Source organism: Aeromonas sp. s11 (assembly GCF_040907945.1).
Classification (GTDB): domain Bacteria; phylum Pseudomonadota; class Gammaproteobacteria; order Enterobacterales; family Aeromonadaceae; genus Aeromonas; species Aeromonas veronii.
The window spans coordinates 1-22,872 of the sequence record NZ_JBFOCU010000046.1 but is presented as its reverse complement, the minus strand read 5'-3'; the positions used below and the strand labels follow the sequence as shown (position 1 = coordinate 22,872).

Below are 22,872 nucleotides of genomic sequence, written 5' to 3'. Positions count from 1 at the left end.
CCGTCATTCCGCACCTAATTTTGGCTTTTTCAAAGCTTGACGGCGATCGGCCATTCTGATCTATTACTCTCTTTTGCAGGTAGATCATCATGGCCGCTATCGCTATCCGTAACCTCGATCACCTTGGTTTGGTCGCCGCACTCTGCCAAGAACTGGGAATTGCCCGCATGATTGATGCGGTGCTCCCCAAAACACCGCCTTTCAAGGTCTCACACGGTGACGCTTTGGTGGCCATGATAGTGAACGGCCTCGGCTTTCACAGCAGCACCCTGCACATGTTCCCACAATTCTTCGCTAACAAGCCGGTTGAGCGCCTGATTGGCCCCGGGATCTGTGCAGATGATCTCAATGATGATGTGCTCGGGCGCTGTCTCGATGCCCTCTTTGAGGCCGATGTCAGCACCTTGTATCAAGTGATGGCGGCGCAAGTCGTTGAGCGACTGGGGCTCAACAGCACCGCAGTGCACCTCGATATCACCAGCTTCCACGTCGATGGCGCCTATGACCAGGCCGATGGGGACACGATCGGTAAGCTGCAATTGGTGCGGGGTTATAGTCGAGATCATCGGCCAGAGCTGAACCAGGTTATCCTGGAACTCATCTGTGAAAATCAGGCCGGGCTACCCATCTACATGCAGGCCCTCAGTGGCAACAGTAACGACACCAAAGCCTTTGCCCAGACTGTTCGTCGCCACTTGAGCAGCCTCAAGGCTGCGCAGGATTGCCGTTATCTGGTCGGCGATGCAGCACTGTATTGTGCCGAGACCTTGCAACTGCTGGCGCAACAGCAGCAACTGTTTGTCACCCGGGTGCCGGTCACGTTGAACGAGGCCAAGCAGGCCGTGGCAACGATTGGCACCCAGTCGCTGGTTGCGCTGGGCAATGGTTATCATGGCTGTTGGCAATCCGCCCATTATGCCGGCGTCGCGCAGCGCTGGTTGCTGGTGCGCAGCGAACAGGCCAGCAACCGTGAGCAGCAAACATTGGCTAAAAACCTGCTTAAAGAGAGCACCCGCGAGCTCAAAGCCTTCGCCAAATTGTGTGCCAAACGCTTTGCCTGCCAAGCGGATGCACAGGCCGAATTGAGTCGTTTTAGCGCCAGCTTGATGCTGCTGCAACTGGATGCCGAGGTGGTGAGTGACCCCGTTTATGCCGGTTGTGGCAGACCGAAAAAGGGGGAAGCACCGGTCAGCTACCAGTTTCACATCAGTGGTGTGGCGGCAACCAGCTTGGCGCAAGTTGAAGCGGCTCGCAACCAGACCGGGGTGTTCATCCTGGCGACCAATGACCACAGCGACACGCTGACCATGGCCGAACTGTTGGCCACCTATAAGGCACAGCAGAATGTCGAGCGAGGCTTTCGTTTTCTCAAGAGCCCGGAATTTTTAACCTCCTCACTGTACCTGAAAAAACCGGAACGAATTGAAGCGTTGCTGATGGTGATGACCTGTAGCCTGATGATTTATGCGGCCCTGGAGCACCGGATCCGGCAGGGGTTAGTGGCGCAGAACCGCAGTGTGGCAGATATGAAAAAGAAGCCGACCCAGCAGCCAACCGCCCGTTGGATCTTTTTGCGCTTTGGTGGCATCCATGAGTATCGACTGGGAGAAGCCCCGCCTCAGATAACGGAGCTAACAGGAGACCAGCAGATCATTTTGGAGGTATTGGGTGAACGCTACCGACAAATTTATTCCTAAATCAGGTGCGGAATGTAGGTTAAAATACCATTCTTCATGCAGGTTAATTCCAAGCCTTGTTTGATGGCATATAAAGGGCCAATTGCCATATTATGGCAATTTTTATCGAAAATCCCCCCAGATTTTTGCATGCAAATCGTTATGGTTTTATCATGTACACAAACCCTAATCATTAAAAAATGGCGCTTTATAAAACAAGGCCTTAAGCTAATGAAACTACTATCTCAATGCCAAAAATCCGTGCCACTATATGGCAATGAACATTTTTGCGCTGCCATATGGTGGCAGACACTCCTACCCAACGACTTGCTGAGCCTGTTCACCATACAGACAACTCAGAAAAAATATAAAATTATGAAGATAAATCGACTGGATATGCAATAACCAACCCCTCCATACTCATCTCAGCATCTTGTTCCAAGATAGTACAATGGGATACCATTAATTATAACCAAGCCGCCTTTTTGCACCCAATCGAATCCCGACCAAGGGATGGTTTATTATGCATTTCATGTATGCCTTCGACGCCATCTTGTAGATGCTCAAGAATTATACCTTTTCATTCTGACCTTCATTTACATCCCCTGTATTTCAAAATTAAATACAATCTATATAGAAAACCATCTTAAATAAGATGAATGCTGAGTGACCACATATATTATCTCACTTAGTATCACGCTGTGATGATATATTTGATTTGGTTATTTGTTCAAGGTAAGTGATAGGGCTATAGATTTTAGCTGCTGGCGAAAAAAACCAATAAATTACGCATTGTTGCCCAGAGTGGGAATTGAATAAGCCTGCATCTAAAATATAATAAAAACAACGATTCCATCAATATCTAATTCTGGTAATTATAATATACAGACCTATTCAACTTGACGACTCAGGAGTAAAGCAGCCGATAATTGGTGAATACAGACTGAAAACGGGGTCAGTTTTATCGACCACAACATTTCGACATCCCCCCCTCTGCACCAGACCCTACAAAAATTTCCATTTTTTGCCCCCTGTCAGATGGCTTCAATTTTCATACATTGTCGCTATCCAGTAAGTCCACTGGAGATGACAAGGAGAACCATCATGAGCAATAACAAAAAGCCAATGACCCCAGAAGCCGTATCACGTATCCATAGTGCTGAAGCGCGAAGTAACGGAGGTGGTGTGAGTAAAGACAGCTTCACCGCTCGCGCACAAAAAACTGTTGCTGTTCCCCCGTTAAAACCAACAACGAAATAGTAAGGAAATCACATGTCTAAAAAGGATGACGACGATAACCGTTCGCGTCAATTAAACCCCGAGCACGATGCCTATTGGCAGAGTCGGGGCTACGATGAGCGTCCTGATGAGGAAGATGAATGATTTTTTCAGGGAGCCTATGGCTCCCTGCTGCCGATCGCTTCATTATAAAATCGTTGATAATGACTAAAGCATGTAACTTGAACATTATTAAATTCAGAGGAGTGCGTTACTTTAATCCATCCGGACAATATATCCGCAACACACCAAGCCGGCTCACAGTAATTAAGTACTTCAGCTTCGTCAAGGTCTTTCTTTTGTGATAGTTCCTCAAATGCACCAAAGAACCATTTTTGCACGGTTTTAAATTTCAGATTCCTTTCATTTGCATAAAACTGACGCAAGTTGGTTTTTATAGAGTCTTCATTACAATTAGCATACTTAGCAAATGCTTGATAACCAACCCTCTTAGACTTAAAAGCCTGAAGCAATGGTTCAAATATACCTGACTTATGGGGTATCCAATCCTCAAGAGGAGACGTAGGCATCAGTTTTAAAAATAGAGACTTCTTATTCTCCATCGATACCTTGCTGTTAAAATCAGCGTCAAACGCGGCAAACACCTTAATAAACATGTAGATGTTTAGATAATGTAAAATTTTAGCCAGAGTCTCATTATCTTCAAGCTCTATACTTACATCACAATCATTGACAACCGACCCAACGCCCAGCTCAGTCAGACTTGACAATATCCAATCGTTATCAATTATTTTCTGAATTCGCTCTTGGCCCTCAAGGCCATCCAAGCTATCTAATAACTCCAGTAATCTACCAAGCAGATGATTAGCTTGTATACATGCCTGCGGATAATACCCATTAACTTGTAACGCGTTAAATAAGGCTGGCCATTTAACCCGAGCAGAGAACTGAACCCTCAGAATAGGTTCGGATGACGGCTCCAGGTATTCAGGCTCTACACCCAGAGAAACAAGGCATTCTTTTAATCTATGGAAAAACTTTTCAGCCTGAGGAGTTACCTTTACTGGTTCATTTAATGAAAATAACTTCTTGAGTGTTTTTGCACATGGTACATGCAACTTTTTTTCATTCAGTAATGGCGAGCTAAATACCCCATGAAAAAACTCCCCTTGTGAAGGATAGCCAAGCCATTCAATATACTGTTCAGGATCATAAAGAAACATTTAATAGCCCCATCGGTTAAACGCCAGTGGCATCTTATTCAGCTTCTCTCGATGCTCTCTCCAATTTGGCAAGTGCAAATCCATCAGGGAGATAAATCGCTGGTTATGTTTGCGCTCTAACAGATGCACCATCTCGTGAACAACAATAAATTCCAGACATTCAGGAGGCTTCTTGACTAATTCGAGGTTAATCCAGATACGAGCAGTATCTGTTTTGCAGCTACCCCACATGGTCTTCATGCGTTTGATACCGACAAAAGAAGGTGCAACCTTGAGCATCTCCTGCCACTTGGTAATAAGTACCGGAAGACGCTGGCGTAGAAGTTGACGATACCACTCTAGCAACAATGCCTCGCGACGAGCTGCATCATAATGAGCGGGCACTCTCATGCGGATCCAGCCGCCCTGCAACTTGACGCTATGGTCACCATCGGTCTGGATGACATCCAGTCGGTAGCCTCGTCCCCAAAGATAATGGGTCTCTCCGCTACACATCTTGCGCTCGCTCTGACGCGGCTGGGCAACAAACGCCGCCTGCTGCTGTCGGATCCAGGCCAGTCTTCGCACCACTGCAACACGAATGGCGGTATCTGACAAAGAAGCAGGCGCGGATACCCGCACCCGTCCATCAGGGGGCAATACATTGATGTGCAAGTTTTTGATGCCCTTGCGCTGCAACTCGAACGTCAGCTCACCAAAGGTAACCAACGCCATCAGTGGTACTCCGGCTGGGCTTTTACCAGGGTCATCACATCTGCGACTGTCACATCGTACTCTTTGATCTCTTCGGCAATAGCAAAGGCAACCTCCCGCTCTTTGAAGCGATCACCGAGCCAGTCAGCCTTTTTGGTATATCTGACGGCTGTATCGATCTTGGTCACCAGCACTTCATCGCAGCCCAAATTGTCATAGAGCGCACGCTTGGCTGAGGTATCAACACTCGCAGGATAGGTCTGTGCGCCCCCGCTGGCTGGACGTTTCACCTTCATGGCCAGCTCGCGTACCTTTTCCAGATACTCCTGGTAAGAGATAGCCTGAGAGCGACGCAGCTCAATCAGCTCATCGAGCAGCACCGACATCTTTTCGTAGTACTTGGGGTTAACCGGATTCTCGTCGACGATGGTCCGTCGCACGTTGTTTTCAATCGCCTCAGCCATAGCCTCGGGGTCTTTACGCAGTCCCTCAGGCGCCCCCTCAAGCCCTTCAGCTCCCCGCTCGATGATCAACTCCAACAGTCCCAGCTCTTCAAAGTCCATCAGGGTTTCACTGGGGTCAGCATCAATATAGAGATCCAGCATCTGGCGCATCGCCGGCTCGAACTGCTTCATATCGACGTGATCATTACTGGCTACTTTGATCATGTCGCGCACCTTGCTGTAGTGCTCCACCTCACGACGGATTGCAGCAGCCTGGCTCGCGCTATAACCGGCCTCTTCCATCTCCCCCGCCAGAGCGGTGAACGCACGGATAAGCTTGGCGACATATTGATAAAGGGTTAGACGCAGCGCCTCCTTGTCGAGCAGCTCATCTTCGTCTGCTCCCGGAGCACAGCAGAAGTAGTGCTGATAATCCAACTCTTCGCGGGGGGCCTTGACCGGTTCGCAGAGCGTTCGCACTGCCTCCAGAGCGTCGTCAAGATCCTGCCGTCCTTGCGCCAAGCGATCTTTGAGTAACCCAGCGACATCCTCCTTGTCATAGCCTTCAAACGCCTCGGCCGTATAATCCTTGACGGTCTTCTCAAGAGAGCGAAACAGGTCCTTATAATCGACGATATAGCCATACTCCTTATCGGCACCATCGAGCCGGTTAACCCGACAGATAGCTTGAAAAAGGTTGTGATCGGCCATCTTTTTATCGATGTAAAGGTAGGTCGCCGACGGCGCATCGAAACCGGTCAACAGCTTGTCCACGACAATCAGCAGCCGCATCCGACCAGGCTCCTTGATAAAGCGCTGTTTGACCGTTTTCTCAAACTCCTCCACCCGCTTGCCAGCCTCATCCTCGCTCTGGCCGAAAAAGTTCGCCAGCATCTTGCGATAGATATGGTATTTGGCCAGCTTTTCGGTCAACCCCGCACCGGTCGTCTGTCCTTTGATGTTACTGGCATTAGGCTGATAGCTGGTGATGATGGCACACTTGTCAGCAAATCCTGCCTGACTGAACAGCTCATAGCTTTTGCAAGCCTGATAGACACTGGAGCACACCAGCATGGCATTGCCACGGCCATCCGCCAGGCGCTGTTTACGGTCAAAATCGAGCAGAATATCGGCCACGATCTGCTCGAGTCGTGAGCGGCTCGAGAGCAGCTTCTGCATCGAGGCCCACTTCTCTTTTAACTGCTGGCGACCAAGCCTGGAGAGCGCCTTGGTCTTCACCTCGAACCATTCATCCACCTTGGCCTGGGACTTGACCCGTTGGTCAATGTCGCGGGCCTCATAACGCAAGTCCAGCACCACCCCATCGCTCACCGCCTCGTCAAACTTATAGGTGTGAATGAAGGGTCCAAACACCTCTACCGACTTCTTCTTATCCTTCTTCATCAGGGGGGTGCCGGTGAAGCCAATAAAAAGTGCCTCGGGCAAAATGCTCTTCATGGCCCCATGCAACTTGCCCGACTGGGTACGGTGGCACTCATCCACAAACACAAAGAGTTTGCCCTTGGCCGCAAAATCAGCCGGCAGGCTGGCTTTGAGCTCGGCGATAAATTCATCGTCATCTCGCTCAGCCTCCTCATCTTCTTCTTCCGTGTGTCGGCCAAATTTGTGTACCAAAGAGCAAAGCAGCCAAGGGTGTGCCTCGTTAAGACGGCGTACCAGATCGGCCCCACTCTTGGTACGCAGGATCTCCTCTTCAACCCCGGCAAATACCTTCTCTATCTGCTCATCGAGTTCGGTACGGTCAGTGATGATCAAGACCCGACTGTCAGCGACATTCTCTCGGATCCACTTGGCCAGCCACACCATGGTCAGGCTTTTACCGCTGCCCTGGGTATGCCAGATGATCCCGCCCTCATGACATTCAATAAACCGCTTGGCTGCCGTAATACCAAAATACTGGTTATGGCGACAGGTTTTCTTAACCCCACTATCGAAGACAATAAAGTTATGAATTAACTCAAGAAAGCGCCCCTTATCGCAGAGCTGGGCCAGGTGGCGATCCAACGGATTTCCATCCAGCAAAGAGCCGGCCTCTTTCCACTCCAGATAATATTTCTCAGGGGTTTCGATGGTACCGTACCGCAGGCCCTGGCTGTCGTTGCCTGCCATGAGCAACTGTTGAGTGGTGAAAAAATTGCGAATGAAATCCTGTTGCTGGTTGTCGAGGTTTTGCCGGATCCCTTCACCGATAGAGACGGTGGAGCGCTTGAGCTCGATCACCCCTAGCGCAATACCGTTAACGTAGAGCACCAGATCCGGCCGCTTGGTATTCTCCCCCGCGACCGTCACCTCCTCGGCGATGGCAAAGTCGTTAGCCTCAGGATTGGCCCAATCTACCAGCCAGACTGTCTGATGCTGCTCACCCGCCCCGCTCTTCTCCTTAACCCCATAGCGCAACAGGCGGTAGACCTCTTTATTGGCATCATAGAGCTGACGCCCCTCCCCCAGGCTAGCCGCCCGCTCCAGCTGGCGCAGGACTCGGGGAATAAGCGCGGCATCCGTACCACGGCCCATCAACCAGTCAGTCAGCAGAGCAGGTTCGACATTGCGATTGTTGGGGCGGGTATGCCAGTTACCCAGATAGCGATAGCCCAGTGTCTCGCTAAAAAAACGGACGACTCGCTGCTGGGTAGCTCGTTCACGTTGGCCGACAGTTGTCACTGTTGTCATTCCTTCTAATCAAACCAAGCAGCCCAACCGGGCTCATCAGGTTTCCAGGGTTACTCAACACCGTCGTTGATAAACGCCCGGAGCAAAACGACTGATAGTGATAAACATCACTCTTCAGCAGAGGTCCCTATGGTGCCTGGATAACGTTCAACAGCCGCAAAATACTTCTGATACTCTTCAATCATTTTTTGCTGATGGGCCTGCGCCAGCTCACCATTCCACTGTTCATGTTCATAAATCAGCGCCAACTTTAGAGAATCAACCCTTGCGGCATTTCGCTCACGAAAGCGCGCTCGTTTTTCGGCATAGGGCTTGTTGCCGTATTCCGAGTTGATGCTGCGTGACACCAGACCCAAATTGCCAAAACAGTCGCGTAATTCAGGGGCTACTTGATTGGTGTCAAAGGACTCAGGCTGCTGTGGCGAGACATGTTCCACCGAGTTTCTGGCAGTCATCCGAAACGCCTGCCACGCACTTCCTTTCTGGGTGCGGTAGCGATCCCACAAAATGTATTCCAGCTTGTAGAACCAGTAATGAGAAAAGTCAGTCCCCTCATTGGCGGTCAGCACCGCCTGCATATCACGAAGCGGATAAGCCCGACTCCATGGATTGAGTACAAACTCACGGGTTCGCACGATAAGAGGCTGTTCACTTTCACTGCACAACAGGTGGTTATCCAGATACTGGAGATAGCAATGAGCGTTTTCACCGCCATGATCCAACAGATAATTCAGCAGCGGGGTTAACCAGTAATGAGTGGTCAATTGCTGCGAGTGATAGAGCATGCTTTGCAGCATGGCAAAGTTGCTTTCGGCATCACGGCTATCTCGGATCAGGCTCCGGTAGCCTCGGCTTTCATTAACCCTGAGCCGGCGAATACCATGATTTTCTTCATTATTTTCATCGCTGATCCACTTGATGACGTGTTTATCGAACAGATAGCGGCAGCGCCACAACAGCTCGATAAAATAACGCACCTCATTGGCCTGCTTCTGCTTGTCACACTGGGACAGCCCTTCCAGCCAGTGGCTCTGGAAAATCTGTAACAACTCTTTGTCCAGGATCTTGTTGATGTCGTCACGCTGCGACCGTAACAAAAAGAGGCGTAACACATGCTGCAACAACATGGGGAAGCCAATAACGCTACGCACATCATCCGCCTCATACTCCTCCTCATTTTTTGCGTCCCCACTGGATAGCTCCGTCAGGAGTGCCGCACCATTGAGGATCTCTTCCAGTGAATGAGGCTTGATGTCCTGCTGATTATCAAGCGCCAACAAGGCATCACGTACAGCCAGGGGATCTGCGAGCCGCTCCTGATCGCGTTTTGCTTCATCCGCATCATAAAGAGGTATAAGTTTTAGCCCCTTGACGGTACGCAGATTCTTCTCGACATAGGCCCCCATAAACGAGCATGCATCCCACATCTGACCATAAACTTCCCGTTCACTTCTCTCTGGCAACAATGCCAGCAAGCGAGCCTTCAGAATTTCATGATGCTGCAATTGCACACCGCGATTATTGATAACCTCAAACAACTTGTTGAGATCCGTGTTAGCGGGAACCCGGGTCAGAACCAGTTGTACCCGCTCACGAATAAAACGGCCCAGTTTGACAAGATCAACACGGCTACGTTCATCAGTCCTGTCTGAGAAATACCCCTCCATCACCTGCATCGCATAGCTCAACGCCGATGCTTGCGGCTCATCAGGCACAGCGCGGCCATCAAGCAACGCCGTGAAAAAGCGGCTAACACCGGGACGAATAGCGAACCGGATACGTGGTTCACGACTATCCCCAAACCAGGCACAGCGAAAATCGGTCAAAGGGTTATGAGCGGTTTGCTCGTCCCTTGAGGGTGGGAGCAGACGCTCCATCACCACACTCAGCAGCCACAAGGTCGTAAAACGTTGCTGGCCATCGATAAGATCCAGCAAAGGATGCCCACATGCAGTCTTCCCCTGTTCAATGACCAGTGTCCCCCCCAGGTAAAACACGTCCTTGTCTGCCTCGCAGGCCGCAACCAGATCATCGAGCAGAACTTTGATCTGATCACTGCCCCACACGTAAAGGCGTTGATAGATAGGGATATTGAAAAGGCGCTTATCTGCAATGATGTCGGCCAAGGTGGTCAATTTTGATTCATGTTGCATCTTATTTTTCCATCTTCAGCCAACAGGAAAGCACCCAATTTTTACCCTCAGGGGCAGCGTCAAGCTGGAAATAGCCCAGCAATGCGGCCAGATAACAGCCCTGTACACCCTTCTGGGAGGTAATGTTGCTGACCTTCTTGTATCCCTCTGAACGTTCAATTTCAGATCTTAAAAATGCCATCACCTCTTCCGGGCGATAGGCACCGCATATCTCATCGAGCAGGTTATAGGGGGCATCTCGCAGGTACTTGAGCGGCGACTCCTTGAAGATGTATTGCTTTTCCAGCCGCAGCCCGCCCAGAACCAGTTCAAGCCCCACGGCAAATGCCAATAACCGTTGATAGCCAAAGCGATCGACATACATCAACAAGGCCAGCTTGAAGAGCTCTTGCAAGTAATAGGCATTGACGCATACAACCCGGCGGTAAAACTCACGAAATGCCGTCAACTCCAGGTTGGCGCTCTCCTGATACAACAACGCATCGAGCAACGCCGCATATTTTTGTGCATAGAGGAAGAAACCCACGCCCTTGTGAATGGGCTGACGCAAGGTGAACGGCAAACTGGCTGCACTTCCCCCCACCTGAACAGGGGTCAGAGCCAATCGATAATCGTTGCTGCCCTGCAATTTGAGAGCGCTGGCAAACTGATTGTGGTACCCCGGATAGAGCGGCACCTCGTCGCTCTCAACCCCCCCGATACTTTGCTGCTGAAAAGTCTCCAGCAAACGATCATGATCTTCGCGCTCAATATACTTGTTGCCCCGCCAGTTACGGGCACGCCACAAAAATTGCGCAAACAGTTCGGGGGCATAATCCTGCCGCTTGCCAGCTTGTCGATAAGGGCCCGCCACTTGCACCGACTCCCAACGCCGGGCACAGACCTGTTGTAGCGATTCGGTATGCGGACCAGTAACTGCTCGCAAATGATAAGCCTTGAGCAAGTCGGTGGCATTCAGTGGTACACCACGATGGTTCTGAGTATCGAAAAAGGTAAACGCAAGATCTTCACGCTCTACCGTGATCACGGTGAAACGCAACTGCTTAAAGATAGAGGGGTCCAGCTCAATATTGCTTCGCTCAACCATCAGTTGGCGCGCCTCGTGCAGGTTGCGCGCCGAAATGGGGGATCGATAATGAAACGCTAACCCCTCAGGTAGCGAACCACACAAGGTGTAATACAGCACCGCCAGCGTACTGAGCCGCTGCTGGCCATCGATCACAAATCTGACCTGCTTCTCATCATTACGATGCAGCAACACAGTGCCGAGGTAATAGGCCTGCTCCTTGCTAGAGCGTCTGAACTCGTGTAAATCGCTCAGCAGTTGATTAACCTTGATTGAGTCCCACACATAGGGTCGCTGATAGTGATCGAGTTGTAATGCGGCGCCCTTACTGCACAGCTCATTAAATCCCTGAACAGTAACGTCAACAGGCTGCGCTTGTGTCATACCCCCACCTCCAGTGGCAGGCGGATACGGCCGGTCAACAACTGCTGCATCATTCCCTGCTTCACATCACGGGCCTTGGCCAGCTTCTGCTCCAGCGCTGTGAGCTCGCTATCCATATCGGAGAGAATGGTAGCGATGGTGGTTTGTTCGAGTAATGTGGGGATTACTATCATCGTTGCACGGATAATTCCGTTATATAGCCTTGATATGGTACTGCCCTCTGGTGAGGCCCACCGAATCAATTTATAAGCGTGATATAAATACTCATTACAAATCTTGCTTTTATCGATTTTCAACCAGACAATGTTTGAGTCTTGAAAGTATGCAGAACATCCATCATAAATAACAGTTTTACCCAAAGTACCTGCTGCAGATATCAGTACATCTCCCTTTTCAGGAAATGAGTATTTATCTCTAAACTTCTTATATAAAGAAACAGAGATATATGCATCAGGCTCTCCACCAAAGGTTCCTATTTTATAGAAAGGTATCTCACCAACTTCCACTGTCTGACCGGAAAATATACGTTTACACATACAAACTTCAGAGATATCACCTAATGTTGTTGCATCCCAATCCTCAGGAATTTGTCCCAGCTCGCTGGTTTTATAACCTTTTGTGGTACCATCAGGGCGTAGGGCGAACTGCGGCAGGCGGGTACGACCGGTCAGCAGTTGCTGCATGGTGGCGGTCTTGATGGCCTGCTTCTTGGCTATTAGTTGCTCCAAACCTGCTATCAGCTCATCAATATCCGAAAGAGCATCTGCAATTACTTTTTGCTCTTCTTTATAGCGAGGCACTGGGATTTTAATTTCTTTCAAACTTGCTAGGGTTATCTCGACAAACGTACTACCTTTTGCCCCCTGAGTTGCCTGTTCTAAAGATCTAGGACTCTGCAACGCCCAAAAAACATATCTACCGAATACATTAGGAACAGGGGATATTCTAGCCGTCCCCTGCGTTAAATTAGCCCCGGCAACAGAGGACGGCACACTTCTTACAAAGCCTAATTTTCCACGCAGTGCGTAAACAATATCGCCTTCATCAACAGTTGAACGTGCAAATGCAGCTGCAATTTGTGGACTGGTTCTTTGCATCCCATCGATATCGAGCTCTCTTGCTGTCATATCTGATACACGAATATATGGGATACCGTTCACAATATGTGGACCACATTGAACAATTCCATAAGTGATCGGTACCCGACATATCTGCTGGAGTTCTTTAATATCCCAGTCTTCAGGAATAACCCCCACCTCGGTCTGCTTATAACCTGTAGGAACGGTCTGAGTGGCCGCCATTTCGCTCGCTTTATCCTGCATCATCTGCTTTGCCATTATGCCCACTCCAGCCCCATGGCCTTCAAATGGGCCGCCACCTTGGTCTCCAGCTCGCTCACGTTTTGGGTGAGTTGTGGCAGGGAACTGCTATAGCGCTCCTCCAACTCCTTGACCCGATTCGCCAACTGCTGGGTGACCCGCTCAATCTCGGCTTCCAGCGCGCCGCGCAGGCTTGCCTGCCATTTATCTTCCACCAGCAGGGTTTTAATCTCGTTATCCTGCAGTTTGGGGTAGTGGGCAAACACCGCTTTATCGAGGGCGTCGCTGGCCTCTTTGTGGGCTTTCTTGGCCCGGGTCTCGGCGTCGAACAGCTGCTGCGCCTGCTTCAGCGCAACCAGCTCCTCCTTGTCGGTGGCGGCCTTGATGCGCGCTTTGACGCTGGCGGCGGTGACCTTCTCCTTGTCGTTCATCGCCTCGACCAGACCGCCCTCTTCCCCGCTCTGCTCCTCGATAAAGCTCTCCAGTGCCTGGCAGGCCTCATCAAGCGCGGCTTGCAGGGTATCGAGCTCTTTTTGTTCATTGACAAAGAAGCGGGCCACCAGCAAGGCGGGTGGGATCAGCTCCGCCTTGTACTTGGCCTTGCCAATCACCAGATCTGGGCTCTCTTTGATCTTTTCGCCCTTGTCGGCAATCAGCTCGCGCAGTACCCGACCTGCAGGCCAGCCATCCTGAGAGAGCACATAGAGATCGTCTTGCAATTGGTTCTGCCAGTAGTCCATCAGCAGCTGATAGATGGCGTAGGGATCGAGCAGCTCACCGGTCGCCTCGGTGCTCGCGCGGTAGTGCTCAAGCAGTGCTTCACTCACCTCGTCGATCAACGCCTTGGGCGAGTCACCTTTGGCAAACTCGCCGAACTGGCACTCGCTAAACCACTGGGCGAACGGCGCCAGGGCCGCCTGTTTGAAGCGGGCAAACTCCTCACAGGCCAGTATGGTGCTCTTGACCTTGGCGGCGGCTACCCGCGCCTCACTGTAACCGGGCCGCAGCGGGGCAAACAGGGTAGCCTTGAGGGTCGGGAATACCCGCCAGTAGGGGCCAAGCGCCGCGATATCGCGCTCGGGGATCCCCCCTTGCAGGTGACCGGCCAGATCGTGCAGGTCTTCCCCTTCGCTGCCATCGATATAGCGCGGGATATTGAGGTTGTAGTCGTTGCGGGCGATCTCGCCAAGCGGTACCCAGCGGCTGTAACCCTCCAGGGTCAGGCCACGGGTGAAGGTGTCGACAATCTTGTGGATGTCCTGCTCGCGCAGCCGGTTCTTGTTGCCATCTTTGATAAAGCCTTTGCTGGCATCGATCATAAACAGCCCTTGCTCATTGCCAGCCAGAGCATTGAAGGCGCGGGAGTGGGCGCTCTCTTTATCGATGACGATGATGCAGGCGGGAATACCGGTACCGTAGAAGAGGTTGGCAGGCAGACCAATGATCCCCTTGATATAGCCTTGTTTCAGCAGGTTCTCGCGGATACGCGCCTCGGCATTACCGCGAAACAGCACGCCGTGGGGCAGGATCACGGCGCCCTTGCCGGTACTCTTCAGGCTCTTGATGATGTGCAGCAAAAAGGCGTAATCGCCGTTTTTCTCTGGCGGCACACCCCAGACAAAGCGGCCGAACTCGTCGTGTTCAGCATCGAGGCCGCTGGTCCAGTTTTTGTTGGAGAAGGGCGGGTTGGCTACGGCGAAGTCAAAGGTTTTGAGCTGGTTGTTGCCCTCCTTCCATTGGGGTGCGGCCAGGGTGTTGCCCTTCCAGATTGCTGCAGTGGGGTTGTCGTGCAGGATCATGTTCATCCGCGCCAGCGCACTGGTGGCGTTGTCCATCTCCTGTCCGTAAATACTCAGTCCCTTGGGGCCGGCCTCGTCGCTCGCCTTGAGCAGCAAGGAGCCCGAACCGCAGGTGGGGTCGTAGACGGTGGCATCTTGCGGGGTCTGACGGCTGATGCCAATCACCTTGGCCAGAATACGTGACACCTCGGCCGGGGTGTAGAACTGTCCCTTGGACTTGCCCGACTCGGTGGCGAAGTGGCGCATCAGGTATTCGTAGGCATCACCCAGCAGGTCATCCCCTTCGGTACGGTTGGCCGACAAATCCAGCCCCTCGAAGATAGCCACCAGCTTGGAGAGGCGGTCGATCATCTCCTTGCCCTTGCCGAGTTTGTCTTCATCGTTGAAGTCGGCAATGGTGATCACCCCTTGCAGATCGTTGGCGGTCGCCAGCGCACTGATGATGGTGTTGATCCCCTCGCCTATCTCCTTGCTGCCCTTGAGCGCCACCATGTCGTCAAAGCTCGCCCCGGCTGGTACCTCGATCATGGCGTACGGGTTGCCCTTGGCCTTATCGGAGACGTATTTCACAAACAGCAGGGTCAGCACATAGTCCTTGTACTGGGAGGCATCCATCCCGCCGCGCAGCTCATCGCAGCCAGCCCAGAGGGAGGAGTAGAGTTCGTTCTTCTTGATAGCCATGAGTCAGGTATTCCGATAAGAGTCAGTTTGCGCCAAGGGCGCATGGAAAACGAAAAGAGGCTGAGCTTCACAACCTTACCGGTTGCGGTGCCAAATATTGCCGACGAGTTTACCCACTTGGCCCCGTTGCAACCATGCCTGATATCACATCAGGGGTGATACGCAGACCATTTGCTGCAAAAGCCATCATTTGCCTTCAAGCAAGGCTGGCGGTGTACTCTCGCCACGGCATTTGAGTTGCTCCAGCGCGTTGGTTCGGCAGACGGTGCCATCGGAGGCACGCAGGTTACCGAGACTATCCTCACGCCACGTCACCCGTTCGCCGGTTTTGGCATTGCTGCCACGCACATGGCCCAGTGCGTCTTTGCGGTAGGTGGTGCCATCGCTGCCCTTGAGGTTGCCCAACGGATCGGTGCGCCAGGTGATGCCGGTACCCGAGTCTTTGATGTTGCCCAGTGCATCCTCACGCAGAGTGCCCTGTTTGCCATCATCACACTGGTAGATAGTGTTGCCCAGCGCATTCTCCCGATAGGTGCAGTCTGCAGCAAACACGATTTGCGGCGTTAGGCCCAGCAACAGGGCGAGTAATGACAACGGGCGTGTCGCTAACCAAAAGCAGGGTTGGTTACTCATCGCATATCCCCTCTGATGTGAACTCGGCTGACTATAGCGGGCCAGCCGCACAGCTTCGATACTGGGGTTTTGCACATGTCGTGTTTTCAGGCGGATACAACTTTGACTCTAAAGAGTGTGAACAAGGAGCTCACTGCAATAATTTGAGCCGTGTTACTCTAGGCCAAATGGAACTTGCCTGAGGGATATCATGCCGATACAACCACCCCCTTCTACTTATCGCTGTCCAACCTGTGGCTGGCACAAGACGGTTGTTCCCAAGAGCGATGTTATGGTACGTGGCCACACCTGGTTTGAGGCCTGTCCCGAGTGCCACCATGCCCCACTGGAACAATCGTCGGCCACCATGGTGGAGCTGGCCATTGCAACGCTGAAGGGTGTCATCCGCAAGTAGCCGCTGCTATCACCACATTGCTATTCCAGCCAGTTCTTCATCAACCTGATGATCAAGCAGCAGGACAGAGAGTCTGGTTGTCAAAGCTGGCTATTCATCTGATTGAGAAGGAGATCGTCGTTGAATTTTGAACAGTTGAAAACTCGTCACCGGACTCTGCGTGAACACTCTCCCAGCAACCTCAACCTGCGAGTTCATCGTGCCTTAAGCTGGCTGCAACGTGCTGAAATGGCCGAAGATGAAGATGGCCGCTTTATCTTTCTCTGGATTGCGTTCAATGCGGCTTATGCCACTGAAATCGATGACGATCGTCGCCTCTCTGAACAGGAGACCTTCAAAGGCTTTCTGGAGAAACTGTGCGATCTGGATGAGCACAAAAAGATCGAGCATCTGGTTTGGCAGGAGTTCTCTGGCAGTATCCGCATACTGCTGGATACCCCGTTTGTACTGCAAGGCTTCTGGGATTATCACAGCGGCAAAATAAGCGAAGCTCAGTGGAAGGAGCGGCTGGCACAAGGCAAGATGATGGCAAACCAGGCCCTCGCCAGCAGTAACACCCCACAGTTGCTGGGCGTGGTGTTTAACCGCCTCTATACCTTGCGCAACCAGTTAATTCATGGCGGTGCGACCTGGAACAGCTCGGTCAATCGCAAACAACTGAAGGATTGTGCCAACCTGCTCGGCAAACTGGTGCCGGTGATCATCGAGTTGATGATGACCCATCCCGATACCCTGTGGGGAGATGCCTGTTATCCGGTGGTTGAGCTGGCAGGTTAATCAGGCGCAGGATGGCGGGATACGATGGCGCCGCGGCTTCAATCTGTCCGATCTGACAGATAGAAAGCCCCGGCTAACAGTCCATAGACCAACCGCACCCGTTCATCCCTGCCCAGTAGCACGCCGAGCAATACTTCACCGCTGGCCAGTGAGTCACCATGCCAGAAGCACCAGAGGGCTGCCTCCACTACATCCAGCCAACTGGCATGGCCCAGCTGATTACGTGACTTGCGCCGCCAGCTGCCGCGCACCGCAGCACCGCTATTCGGGGATATAGTCGCCAGCGCCCGCTGCTCCATCACACTTGGCGTGAGTCCATCCAGCTTGGCCTGACGGCTGCCACGCCCTCCTCGCAGCAATTTGTCGAGTAGCAGCGCCAACAGACGAAACGCGTCCTGATCTTCAAAGCTGGCATCCTCCCCCAGCAAATCGGCTGCACCGGTCATCAGTTGCTCACGCCCCAGATAGATCGGCTGTGACGTGTAATCCAGCCGATGTTGCTCGACATGGATAGCCAGTGCAGTCACCACCGCCAGTGGTGAAGTCTCACCCCCTTGGTGACACTTGCCTTTGGCAAGCAGAACGGTCAGCTCTCTAGCTCGCTCGGCTGTCAGTAGGCAATATATCCCCCTGACCAGGGGCATGGCCGCCTGACCTGATAACAGTCTTGAGTTCATAGCGCCTCAGTGACGATCGCGTTTGAAGTGGGTGGTTTTATGACCGACGGTGACAATCTCACCGTCTTGCAGTACCAGATAGTGACGGCGCAACCGCTGGCAGCATTCCGCTGGCACTCCGTACTCGGCTTGCAGCATCTTCACGCCTTTGCGATCGAGATAAACCAGTTCGCGTCCCTGGTGATAAGAAGAACGTCCGATGCTTAGCTGCAGCTCTACCAGCTCGGGAGCAATACCGCGCTGCTGCATCCGGCACGCGGCGTGATGGCTGTAAGCACTATCCAGCTTCCCGTTCATGACATGCTCCTTTGGCGCTCATTTCGATGGACTCATTATATGTAGCCTGTATACTCATGCCTATACTGGTTACATAAACATGTCGCATTTTGGAGCACGTATGGCACCCAAAGAGCTCACCTGGGATCAAACCCTGCGCTTTCGTCTGTTGGAGATCGTCTTGCAGTGGGAGGGACGGCTGACTACCAATCATTTGATGACCGCCTTCAATATCGGTCGCCAACAGGCGTCACGGGATATCAACCACTACCTGACCCACTACTCACCGGAGGGGCTGGTCTATGACAGAAGCCTGAAGGGATACAAACCCACAGAGCACTTTGTCCCGCGCTTTAGTGAGGGAAAAGTGGATGAGTACCTGATGCTGCTACACCGTGAAAAGCAGCACCAGCGCCAACATGAAGCGGGCCTGTTAACGCTGCCGCTGATGGATTTGCGCTACGGCCATATCGAGATCCTGGATGTGCCGAACCGCCATATCGACCCCAAGATTGTGCGGGGTTTGGTGCAGGCGGCGCGCGGCCAACTGCGGGTCGATGTCGATTACGTATCCCTCAGTTCAGAGGAGCAGAGTGGCCGCAATATCGTGCCCCATACCCTGGTCTATGACGGGATCCGCTGGCACGTACGTGCCTACTGCGAGAAGAAAGGGGAATATCTGGATTTTGTGATGAGTCGTTTTCGGGGCGAACCGGATCTGCTGGATGCCTCTCCTCACGGCCGGGAGCAGGATCTGGAGTGGAACACCCAGGTCACTGCGGTAGTCGTTCCCAATCCCGGGCTCAGTGAAGGACAACAGGCCATCATTGCCAGAGACTATGCGATGACAGGGAACCAGCTGTTGATCAGCCAACGGATCCCCTTGGTGCATTACGCACTGGAACGGATGCAAGTGAGCTATAACGGCGAACATCAACAACATCCCCTGCTCTACCCGCTGGTGCTGGCAAATCGGGAGGAGCTCATCCAGCAAGGGTGTACCTTCAAGCTCAAGAGTGCAGACCTACAAATACGACCAAGTTAACCCTGCGCCATGATGTCCGACTTCTCCGCACATCCGGCAAAGAGAGATAGAAATAAGAAAGGCTCCCGACATGGCGGGAGCCTTGACTGTAATAAATCGTTTAATCGGAATTCGTGTTTTGGTGACGCCCGTAATTATTCTCGGCAACACTCATAACATCTGGGTGCTTTGGCGACCTACCATGCCAACGCAGCTTGACTACCTTGCCATAATGATGAAAAAAGGTATTGGTACAAGGCTTATCAACACATTTTAAGCCGGCGAACCAACCCGCAGATAACCAAAGTCAGCAATGAGATCGGTCCTGTCGAACCACCGCCACCGTTGTCACCACCATCGTTGCGACCATCATCAGTGTTGGCACCTTGCACAGTGATAACGATTGGCTGGGTAATCACATTACCGCCAGTACTGCTACGCAGGCCGAGGGTAAAGCTCTTGGCACCGACGAACGCTAGGTCACGCGCTGTCACGCGCACTGTGTAGGTCGGGTTGCCTGCTGCATCCAGTGCAGTCTGCCCAGTAGTCGGGTCAAAGCGCACCAGTTGCGAGATACCATCGTTGTAGTGCTGGCCCACAACCGCGCTGCCAGACTCGCTATACAGCTCTACAGAGAGACGCTTACCGGCAGCATCAGTGCCAGAGGCAGTGATGGTAACATCGATATACGGCTTCACATTGGTCAGGGTAGTGCTGTCTACTTTCATTGTGAAAGTGCGATCAGCAACGTCTGCACTCGGCATGACGCCTGCACCAGTGCCTTTTGTCCATCCGTAGTAAGCGCGGAGGTTGCCATCAGGCATCGTCAACAGGCGAGCGGCATCAGGGCTGTCAGGGTTGTTGTAGAAGTTTTGGAGCAAATATCTCTCGCTTGGGCCGTACGGGTAAATATCCCCTTGGTCAATGGCGGAAGGACTGCCACCGAACATGTTGTTCTTGGTCAGATCACCGTAACCACACATCAGACGACCAGCCCAGATGCCCCCTTGGTCGCAGAATCCTTCTGCACCTTTACGGTTGTAAAGATCTTCTGCGCCGAACAGGTGGAAGGCTTCATGTGCGTAGGTATCAGGGGTGGTGTCATAACGACTCACCATAAAATCAGCGCCGGAAGTAGCCATCCCATCAAACTTGCCATCAGGGCCGCCCTTTGTGGTGATCCACATATCGGCACCAGAGCTGTGCGCAGCGAAGGTCAGGTCTTGAATGTCCTGCTCGTTGGTGCATACACCGTCCCACAGCGGAGGCGCCATGATGCCGAAGTTCGGGCCATAAGAGCTACGAACACCGATCACCTTTTCGTTGAGCAGAACAACCGCGGCTGAGTAGCCTGTTTTACACGTCGGGTTCAGGACGGTATCGCTCATAACGAGGATCTGCTTCACCTCGAAATGCAGGTTCTCAGGATTGTCATTTTTGACGATGCCGGTGCGCTGACTGGTGTAATACTCGTCCATAGCCGCTACACGCTGGTGAATGGTGTTAAACACTTTTTCGGCACCATCTTGATCAACGATGGATTTAGGAACCATTACGTTTACATCAATAACCGTAGTGGCCATCACCGCATTGCTTGCAACCAAGGTTGCAGCCATAAGGAGTAGCTTTGACATCAACAGTTTCTCCGGAACTAGTATAACCATATGAAACCGCAAAAAAATACTCCAACGAATCCAGTTTGCAATACGTGACATTATGTTTTTAAAAAAACGTCATGATTTGTGAACGGATTCACAATCCCATGAAACACAAAGACTTTATTAACTCTCTGCTTAACCCCCACTTTTATTACCCCCTCGTGGCTAACCTATTCAATCGCTTTTTCAACTCTACCAATAATGAATAGAGCCACCCGTTGACTTAACAACACGAACACACTCCATACCCAACCATCGAGAGTTAAAAGGAGTCAAAAATGTTATTGAAATTTACATATCATGACCATAAGCCATATTGTTCCATAGCTATTTCCATTGCTTTTATAATACACAAAAACAATTATTGCATTGATTTTCGCAGTATGAAAATGACTACTTGTTTTTCTATATCATAAAAGCAAGCCGTCTAAAAATATGGTAAATTGACACATATACCAATCATGTTTAACCTCCTAAAAAAATAGGAGGCCATATGAACAACAATGAACCAGCACTAATAAGGACAAAAACACTATTAAAAAAACTTGGCATATCAAGATCGACGCTGTATAGATGGATTAAAGAAGACAAGTTCCCACCACCTATCAATAAGGGCTTTTATTCTGTCGCAGCGGTAAATAATTGGATATCAAGGGAAAATCACTCATCTTAGATGATGAATTACATCAACTTTGGTTCGGTTATATTTAGAGCTCCCGCAATGATTTTACTGCCTCCATTAATTTTTTATCCCATAATTCATATGCCTCACGTTGCTCATCAATCCAGTCATGTAGATTGTATATAGCCCAGGGCGAGAGCGTGAACATATTGTTAAATTGACTTCAATTCAGCCAGCCCTGAATCCAATACCTTTTCCAGATATGGGCTGCTCATGCCCGCAAATTGCTGCTTCTTCCGCAAGCTTGCCTTACGGCTGGTTTCGGCTCGCAGCATGTTTTGCGCCATGTGTCGTGCACAGGCCAATATTTGAGGGGCATCACCTCGATATATCTGGCAGGCATCCTCATTCATCACGACATCCAGAACCCAGTGCAGGCTATTTTCAATTGCCCAGTGCCCTCGTACCGCTGAAGCAAACTGCTCTGGTGTCAGTTCAGCCGAGCTGATGTAGTAGCGATACTCCATCGAAAATTTTTCCATATTTTCAATTCGATAGGATATTGCGACACCGACAGTCTTCAGCGATTTCCACTCTGGAAATTGCTCTGATAGTGCTCCGGCTGGTAACACATGGTACTCGCGGCCATCGATGCGACCGTGCTCTTTCTCGACACTGAGCGTTTCTTCACTCAGCGGCTTCTTGGTCGACTCGGCCAGAGCTGCGCGTACTGCATTATGCAGTGTGGGCTGGTTACCTTTTACCGCCAGCAAGTAGTCGCCACCGCCCTTGACTATGGTTGAGGCTATTCCAGTCTGGCAGCCCATGGCATCGATGGATACCAGGCAGCCTTTTATATCGAGGAGTGCCAGTAATTCAGGAATGGCGGTGATTTCGTTAGATTTCTCATCTGTTTTGACTTGCCCGAGCACCAGACGATTCTCAGCGGCAAAGGCACTGACCATATGAATGGTAGACTGACGACTGTCTCGGTCGTAAGAGCTGCGTAAGGTCTTGCCGTCAATGGCAATCAGCTCACCATCGGTACGTTCTGATGTTGCTTGCATCCAGCGGACGAAGGCGTTCTGGAATTGCTCCGGTTGAATACGGGAGATGATCCTGGCTATGGTGTCGTGAACAGGTAATCCGTTATGAAACAATCCATTACGCTGAAACCATTCCAGATGTGCCTCGCCGAAAAGCTCGATATCTTCCCAACCTTGAGCTCCACCAATAGCAGCACAGACGGTGAGAAAAACCACATCGAAGAAGGGGTACGCGATTTTGGTTGTCTGACGAGGGTCTTCAAGTTCGGAGAAGAATTGGGTAAATGCCGCTTGATGGTTCATGACGAAACTCCCGTAAAAGAGAGTATAAGATCACACCCTGTTCGGTCGGTCAAATCCTCGTGCCCTGCTTAAAAAACGTTCGCGATCTTGCCCTG

The 22,872-nt window shown here is 51.4% G+C and carries 18 protein-coding genes; 6 read left to right on the top strand and 12 right to left on the bottom strand.

All coding sequences use genetic code 11. From position 1 onward, the window contains the following. Nucleotides 1–83: 83 nt before the first annotated feature. Together AB5Y84_RS13135 and AB5Y84_RS13130 are read left to right on the top strand one after the other, a co-directional pair. On the top strand, nucleotides 84–1,697 hold the full coding sequence (locus AB5Y84_RS13135) for an IS1634 family transposase (protein ID WP_368176411.1): 1,614 nt from the start codon (nucleotides 84–86) through the stop codon (nucleotides 1,695–1,697). A gap of 1,083 nt (nucleotides 1,698–2,780) precedes the next feature. Further along, entirely contained in the window at nucleotides 2,781–2,936 is a 156-nt protein-coding gene (locus AB5Y84_RS13130) for a hypothetical protein (protein ID WP_201984444.1), read from the top strand. Between the two features lie 137 nt (nucleotides 2,937–3,073). Here AB5Y84_RS13130 and AB5Y84_RS13125 read toward each other — a convergent pair whose 3' ends face one another. From AB5Y84_RS13125 to AB5Y84_RS13090, 8 genes are all read right to left on the bottom strand, one after another. Continuing rightward, nucleotides 3,074–4,138 (bottom strand): hypothetical protein, encoded by a 1,065-nt coding sequence (locus AB5Y84_RS13125; RefSeq protein WP_368177115.1) that lies wholly within the window; start codon nucleotides 4,136–4,138, stop codon nucleotides 3,074–3,076. Continuing rightward, nucleotides 4,139–4,852 (bottom strand): M48 family metallopeptidase, encoded by a 714-nt coding sequence (locus AB5Y84_RS13120; protein WP_241416268.1) that lies wholly within the window; start codon nucleotides 4,850–4,852, stop codon nucleotides 4,139–4,141. Further along, entirely contained in the window at nucleotides 4,852–7,956 is a 3,105-nt protein-coding gene (locus AB5Y84_RS13115) for a type I restriction endonuclease subunit R (RefSeq protein WP_368177114.1), read from the bottom strand. The genes AB5Y84_RS13120 and AB5Y84_RS13115 overlap by 1 nt, the downstream gene beginning before the upstream one ends. A 116-nt stretch (nucleotides 7,957–8,072) precedes the next feature. Then, nucleotides 8,073–10,118, bottom strand: coding sequence for a DUF262 domain-containing protein (locus AB5Y84_RS13110; protein ID WP_368177113.1), 2,046 nt, complete (start codon nucleotides 10,116–10,118; stop codon nucleotides 8,073–8,075). 1 nt (nucleotide 10,119) lies between these two features. Continuing rightward, nucleotides 10,120–11,568 (bottom strand): DUF262 domain-containing protein, encoded by a 1,449-nt coding sequence (locus AB5Y84_RS13105; protein ID WP_368177112.1) that lies wholly within the window; start codon nucleotides 11,566–11,568, stop codon nucleotides 10,120–10,122. Further along, the gene (locus AB5Y84_RS13100; RefSeq protein WP_368177111.1) at nucleotides 11,565–12,905 is read right to left on the bottom strand and encodes a restriction endonuclease subunit S; all 1,341 of its coding nucleotides are present in this window, start codon (nucleotides 12,903–12,905) and stop codon (nucleotides 11,565–11,567) included. Before AB5Y84_RS13100 ends, AB5Y84_RS13105 begins: the two co-directional genes overlap by 4 nt. After that, the gene (locus AB5Y84_RS13095; protein WP_368177110.1) at nucleotides 12,905–15,367 is read right to left on the bottom strand and encodes an N-6 DNA methylase; all 2,463 of its coding nucleotides are present in this window, start codon (nucleotides 15,365–15,367) and stop codon (nucleotides 12,905–12,907) included. Before AB5Y84_RS13095 ends, AB5Y84_RS13100 begins: the two co-directional genes overlap by 1 nt. Before the next feature lie 186 nt (nucleotides 15,368–15,553). Further along, nucleotides 15,554–15,961, bottom strand: coding sequence for a hypothetical protein (locus AB5Y84_RS13090; protein ID WP_235664706.1), 408 nt, complete (start codon nucleotides 15,959–15,961; stop codon nucleotides 15,554–15,556). 310 nt (nucleotides 15,962–16,271) lie between these two features. Here AB5Y84_RS13090 and AB5Y84_RS13085 point away from each other — a divergent pair, with 310 nt between their 5' ends. Together AB5Y84_RS13085 and AB5Y84_RS13080 are read left to right on the top strand one after the other, a co-directional pair. Beyond that, the gene (locus AB5Y84_RS13085) at nucleotides 16,272–16,394 is read left to right on the top strand and encodes a hypothetical protein (RefSeq protein WP_257621997.1); all 123 of its coding nucleotides are present in this window, start codon (nucleotides 16,272–16,274) and stop codon (nucleotides 16,392–16,394) included. Nucleotides 16,395–16,514: 120 nt separating this feature from the next. Continuing rightward, on the top strand, nucleotides 16,515–17,171 hold the full coding sequence (locus AB5Y84_RS13080) for a hypothetical protein (protein WP_368177109.1): 657 nt from the start codon (nucleotides 16,515–16,517) through the stop codon (nucleotides 17,169–17,171). A gap of 38 nt (nucleotides 17,172–17,209) precedes the next feature. Here the strand turns inward: AB5Y84_RS13080 and AB5Y84_RS13075 are convergent, their stop codons facing one another. Beyond that, nucleotides 17,210–17,848: an ADP-ribosylglycohydrolase gene (locus AB5Y84_RS13075; protein WP_368177108.1), complete on the bottom strand. Its 639-nt coding sequence runs from the start codon at nucleotides 17,846–17,848 to the stop codon at nucleotides 17,210–17,212. Between the two features lie 6 nt (nucleotides 17,849–17,854). Next, nucleotides 17,855–18,145 carry a DUF4258 domain-containing protein gene (locus AB5Y84_RS13070; protein WP_368177107.1) on the bottom strand — a complete coding sequence of 97 codons (291 nt, stop codon included), beginning with the start codon at nucleotides 18,143–18,145 and terminating at the stop codon, nucleotides 17,855–17,857. A gap of 100 nt (nucleotides 18,146–18,245) precedes the next feature. Between AB5Y84_RS13070 and AB5Y84_RS13065 the strand changes: the two genes are divergently transcribed. Next, nucleotides 18,246–19,169 (top strand): WYL domain-containing protein, encoded by a 924-nt coding sequence (locus AB5Y84_RS13065; RefSeq protein WP_047435310.1) that lies wholly within the window; start codon nucleotides 18,246–18,248, stop codon nucleotides 19,167–19,169. Nucleotides 19,170–19,411: 242 nt separating this feature from the next. Here AB5Y84_RS13065 and AB5Y84_RS13060 read toward each other — a convergent pair whose 3' ends face one another. Beyond that, the gene (locus AB5Y84_RS13060; RefSeq protein WP_368177106.1) at nucleotides 19,412–20,782 is read right to left on the bottom strand and encodes an SVAGG family GlyGly-CTERM protein; all 1,371 of its coding nucleotides are present in this window, start codon (nucleotides 20,780–20,782) and stop codon (nucleotides 19,412–19,414) included. 517 nt (nucleotides 20,783–21,299) lie between these two features. On the opposite strand from AB5Y84_RS13060, the gene AB5Y84_RS13055 reads away from it, so the two are divergent. After that, complete coding sequence (locus tag AB5Y84_RS13055) at nucleotides 21,300–21,479, top strand: helix-turn-helix transcriptional regulator (protein WP_368177105.1); 180 nt, start codon at nucleotides 21,300–21,302, stop codon at nucleotides 21,477–21,479. Between the two features lie 161 nt (nucleotides 21,480–21,640). Here AB5Y84_RS13055 and AB5Y84_RS13050 read toward each other — a convergent pair whose 3' ends face one another. After that, the gene (locus AB5Y84_RS13050; protein WP_024943479.1) at nucleotides 21,641–22,777 is read right to left on the bottom strand and encodes an ISAs1 family transposase; all 1,137 of its coding nucleotides are present in this window, start codon (nucleotides 22,775–22,777) and stop codon (nucleotides 21,641–21,643) included. Nucleotides 22,778–22,872: the final 95 nt, after the last annotated feature.

Coding starts and splice junctions, on each gene's coding strand:
- AB5Y84_RS13130 (WP_201984444.1), top strand. CDS start 2,781: ATGAGCAATAACAAAAAGCCAATGACCCCAGAAGCCGTATCACGTATC.
- AB5Y84_RS13125 (WP_368177115.1), bottom strand. CDS start 4,138: ATGTTTCTTTATGATCCTGAACAGTATATTGAATGGCTTGGCTATCCT.
- AB5Y84_RS13120 (WP_241416268.1), bottom strand. CDS start 4,852: ATGGCGTTGGTTACCTTTGGTGAGCTGACGTTCGAGTTGCAGCGCAAG.
- AB5Y84_RS13110 (WP_368177113.1), bottom strand. CDS start 10,118: ATGCAACATGAATCAAAATTGACCACCTTGGCCGACATCATTGCAGAT.
- AB5Y84_RS13105 (WP_368177112.1), bottom strand. CDS start 11,568: ATGACACAAGCGCAGCCTGTTGACGTTACTGTTCAGGGATTTAATGAG.
- AB5Y84_RS13100 (WP_368177111.1), bottom strand. CDS start 12,905: ATGGCAAAGCAGATGATGCAGGATAAAGCGAGCGAAATGGCGGCCACT.
- AB5Y84_RS13095 (WP_368177110.1), bottom strand. CDS start 15,367: ATGGCTATCAAGAAGAACGAACTCTACTCCTCCCTCTGGGCTGGCTGC.
- AB5Y84_RS13085 (WP_257621997.1), top strand. CDS start 16,272: ATGGTACGTGGCCACACCTGGTTTGAGGCCTGTCCCGAGTGCCACCAT.
- AB5Y84_RS13075 (WP_368177108.1), bottom strand. CDS start 17,848: ATGAACTCAAGACTGTTATCAGGTCAGGCGGCCATGCCCCTGGTCAGG.
- AB5Y84_RS13070 (WP_368177107.1), bottom strand. CDS start 18,145: ATGAACGGGAAGCTGGATAGTGCTTACAGCCATCACGCCGCGTGCCGG.
- AB5Y84_RS13065 (WP_047435310.1), top strand. CDS start 18,246: ATGGCACCCAAAGAGCTCACCTGGGATCAAACCCTGCGCTTTCGTCTG.
- AB5Y84_RS13060 (WP_368177106.1), bottom strand. CDS start 20,782: ATGTCAAAGCTACTCCTTATGGCTGCAACCTTGGTTGCAAGCAATGCG.
- AB5Y84_RS13055 (WP_368177105.1), top strand. CDS start 21,300: ATGAACAACAATGAACCAGCACTAATAAGGACAAAAACACTATTAAAA.
- AB5Y84_RS13050 (WP_024943479.1), bottom strand. CDS start 22,777: ATGAACCATCAAGCGGCATTTACCCAATTCTTCTCCGAACTTGAAGAC.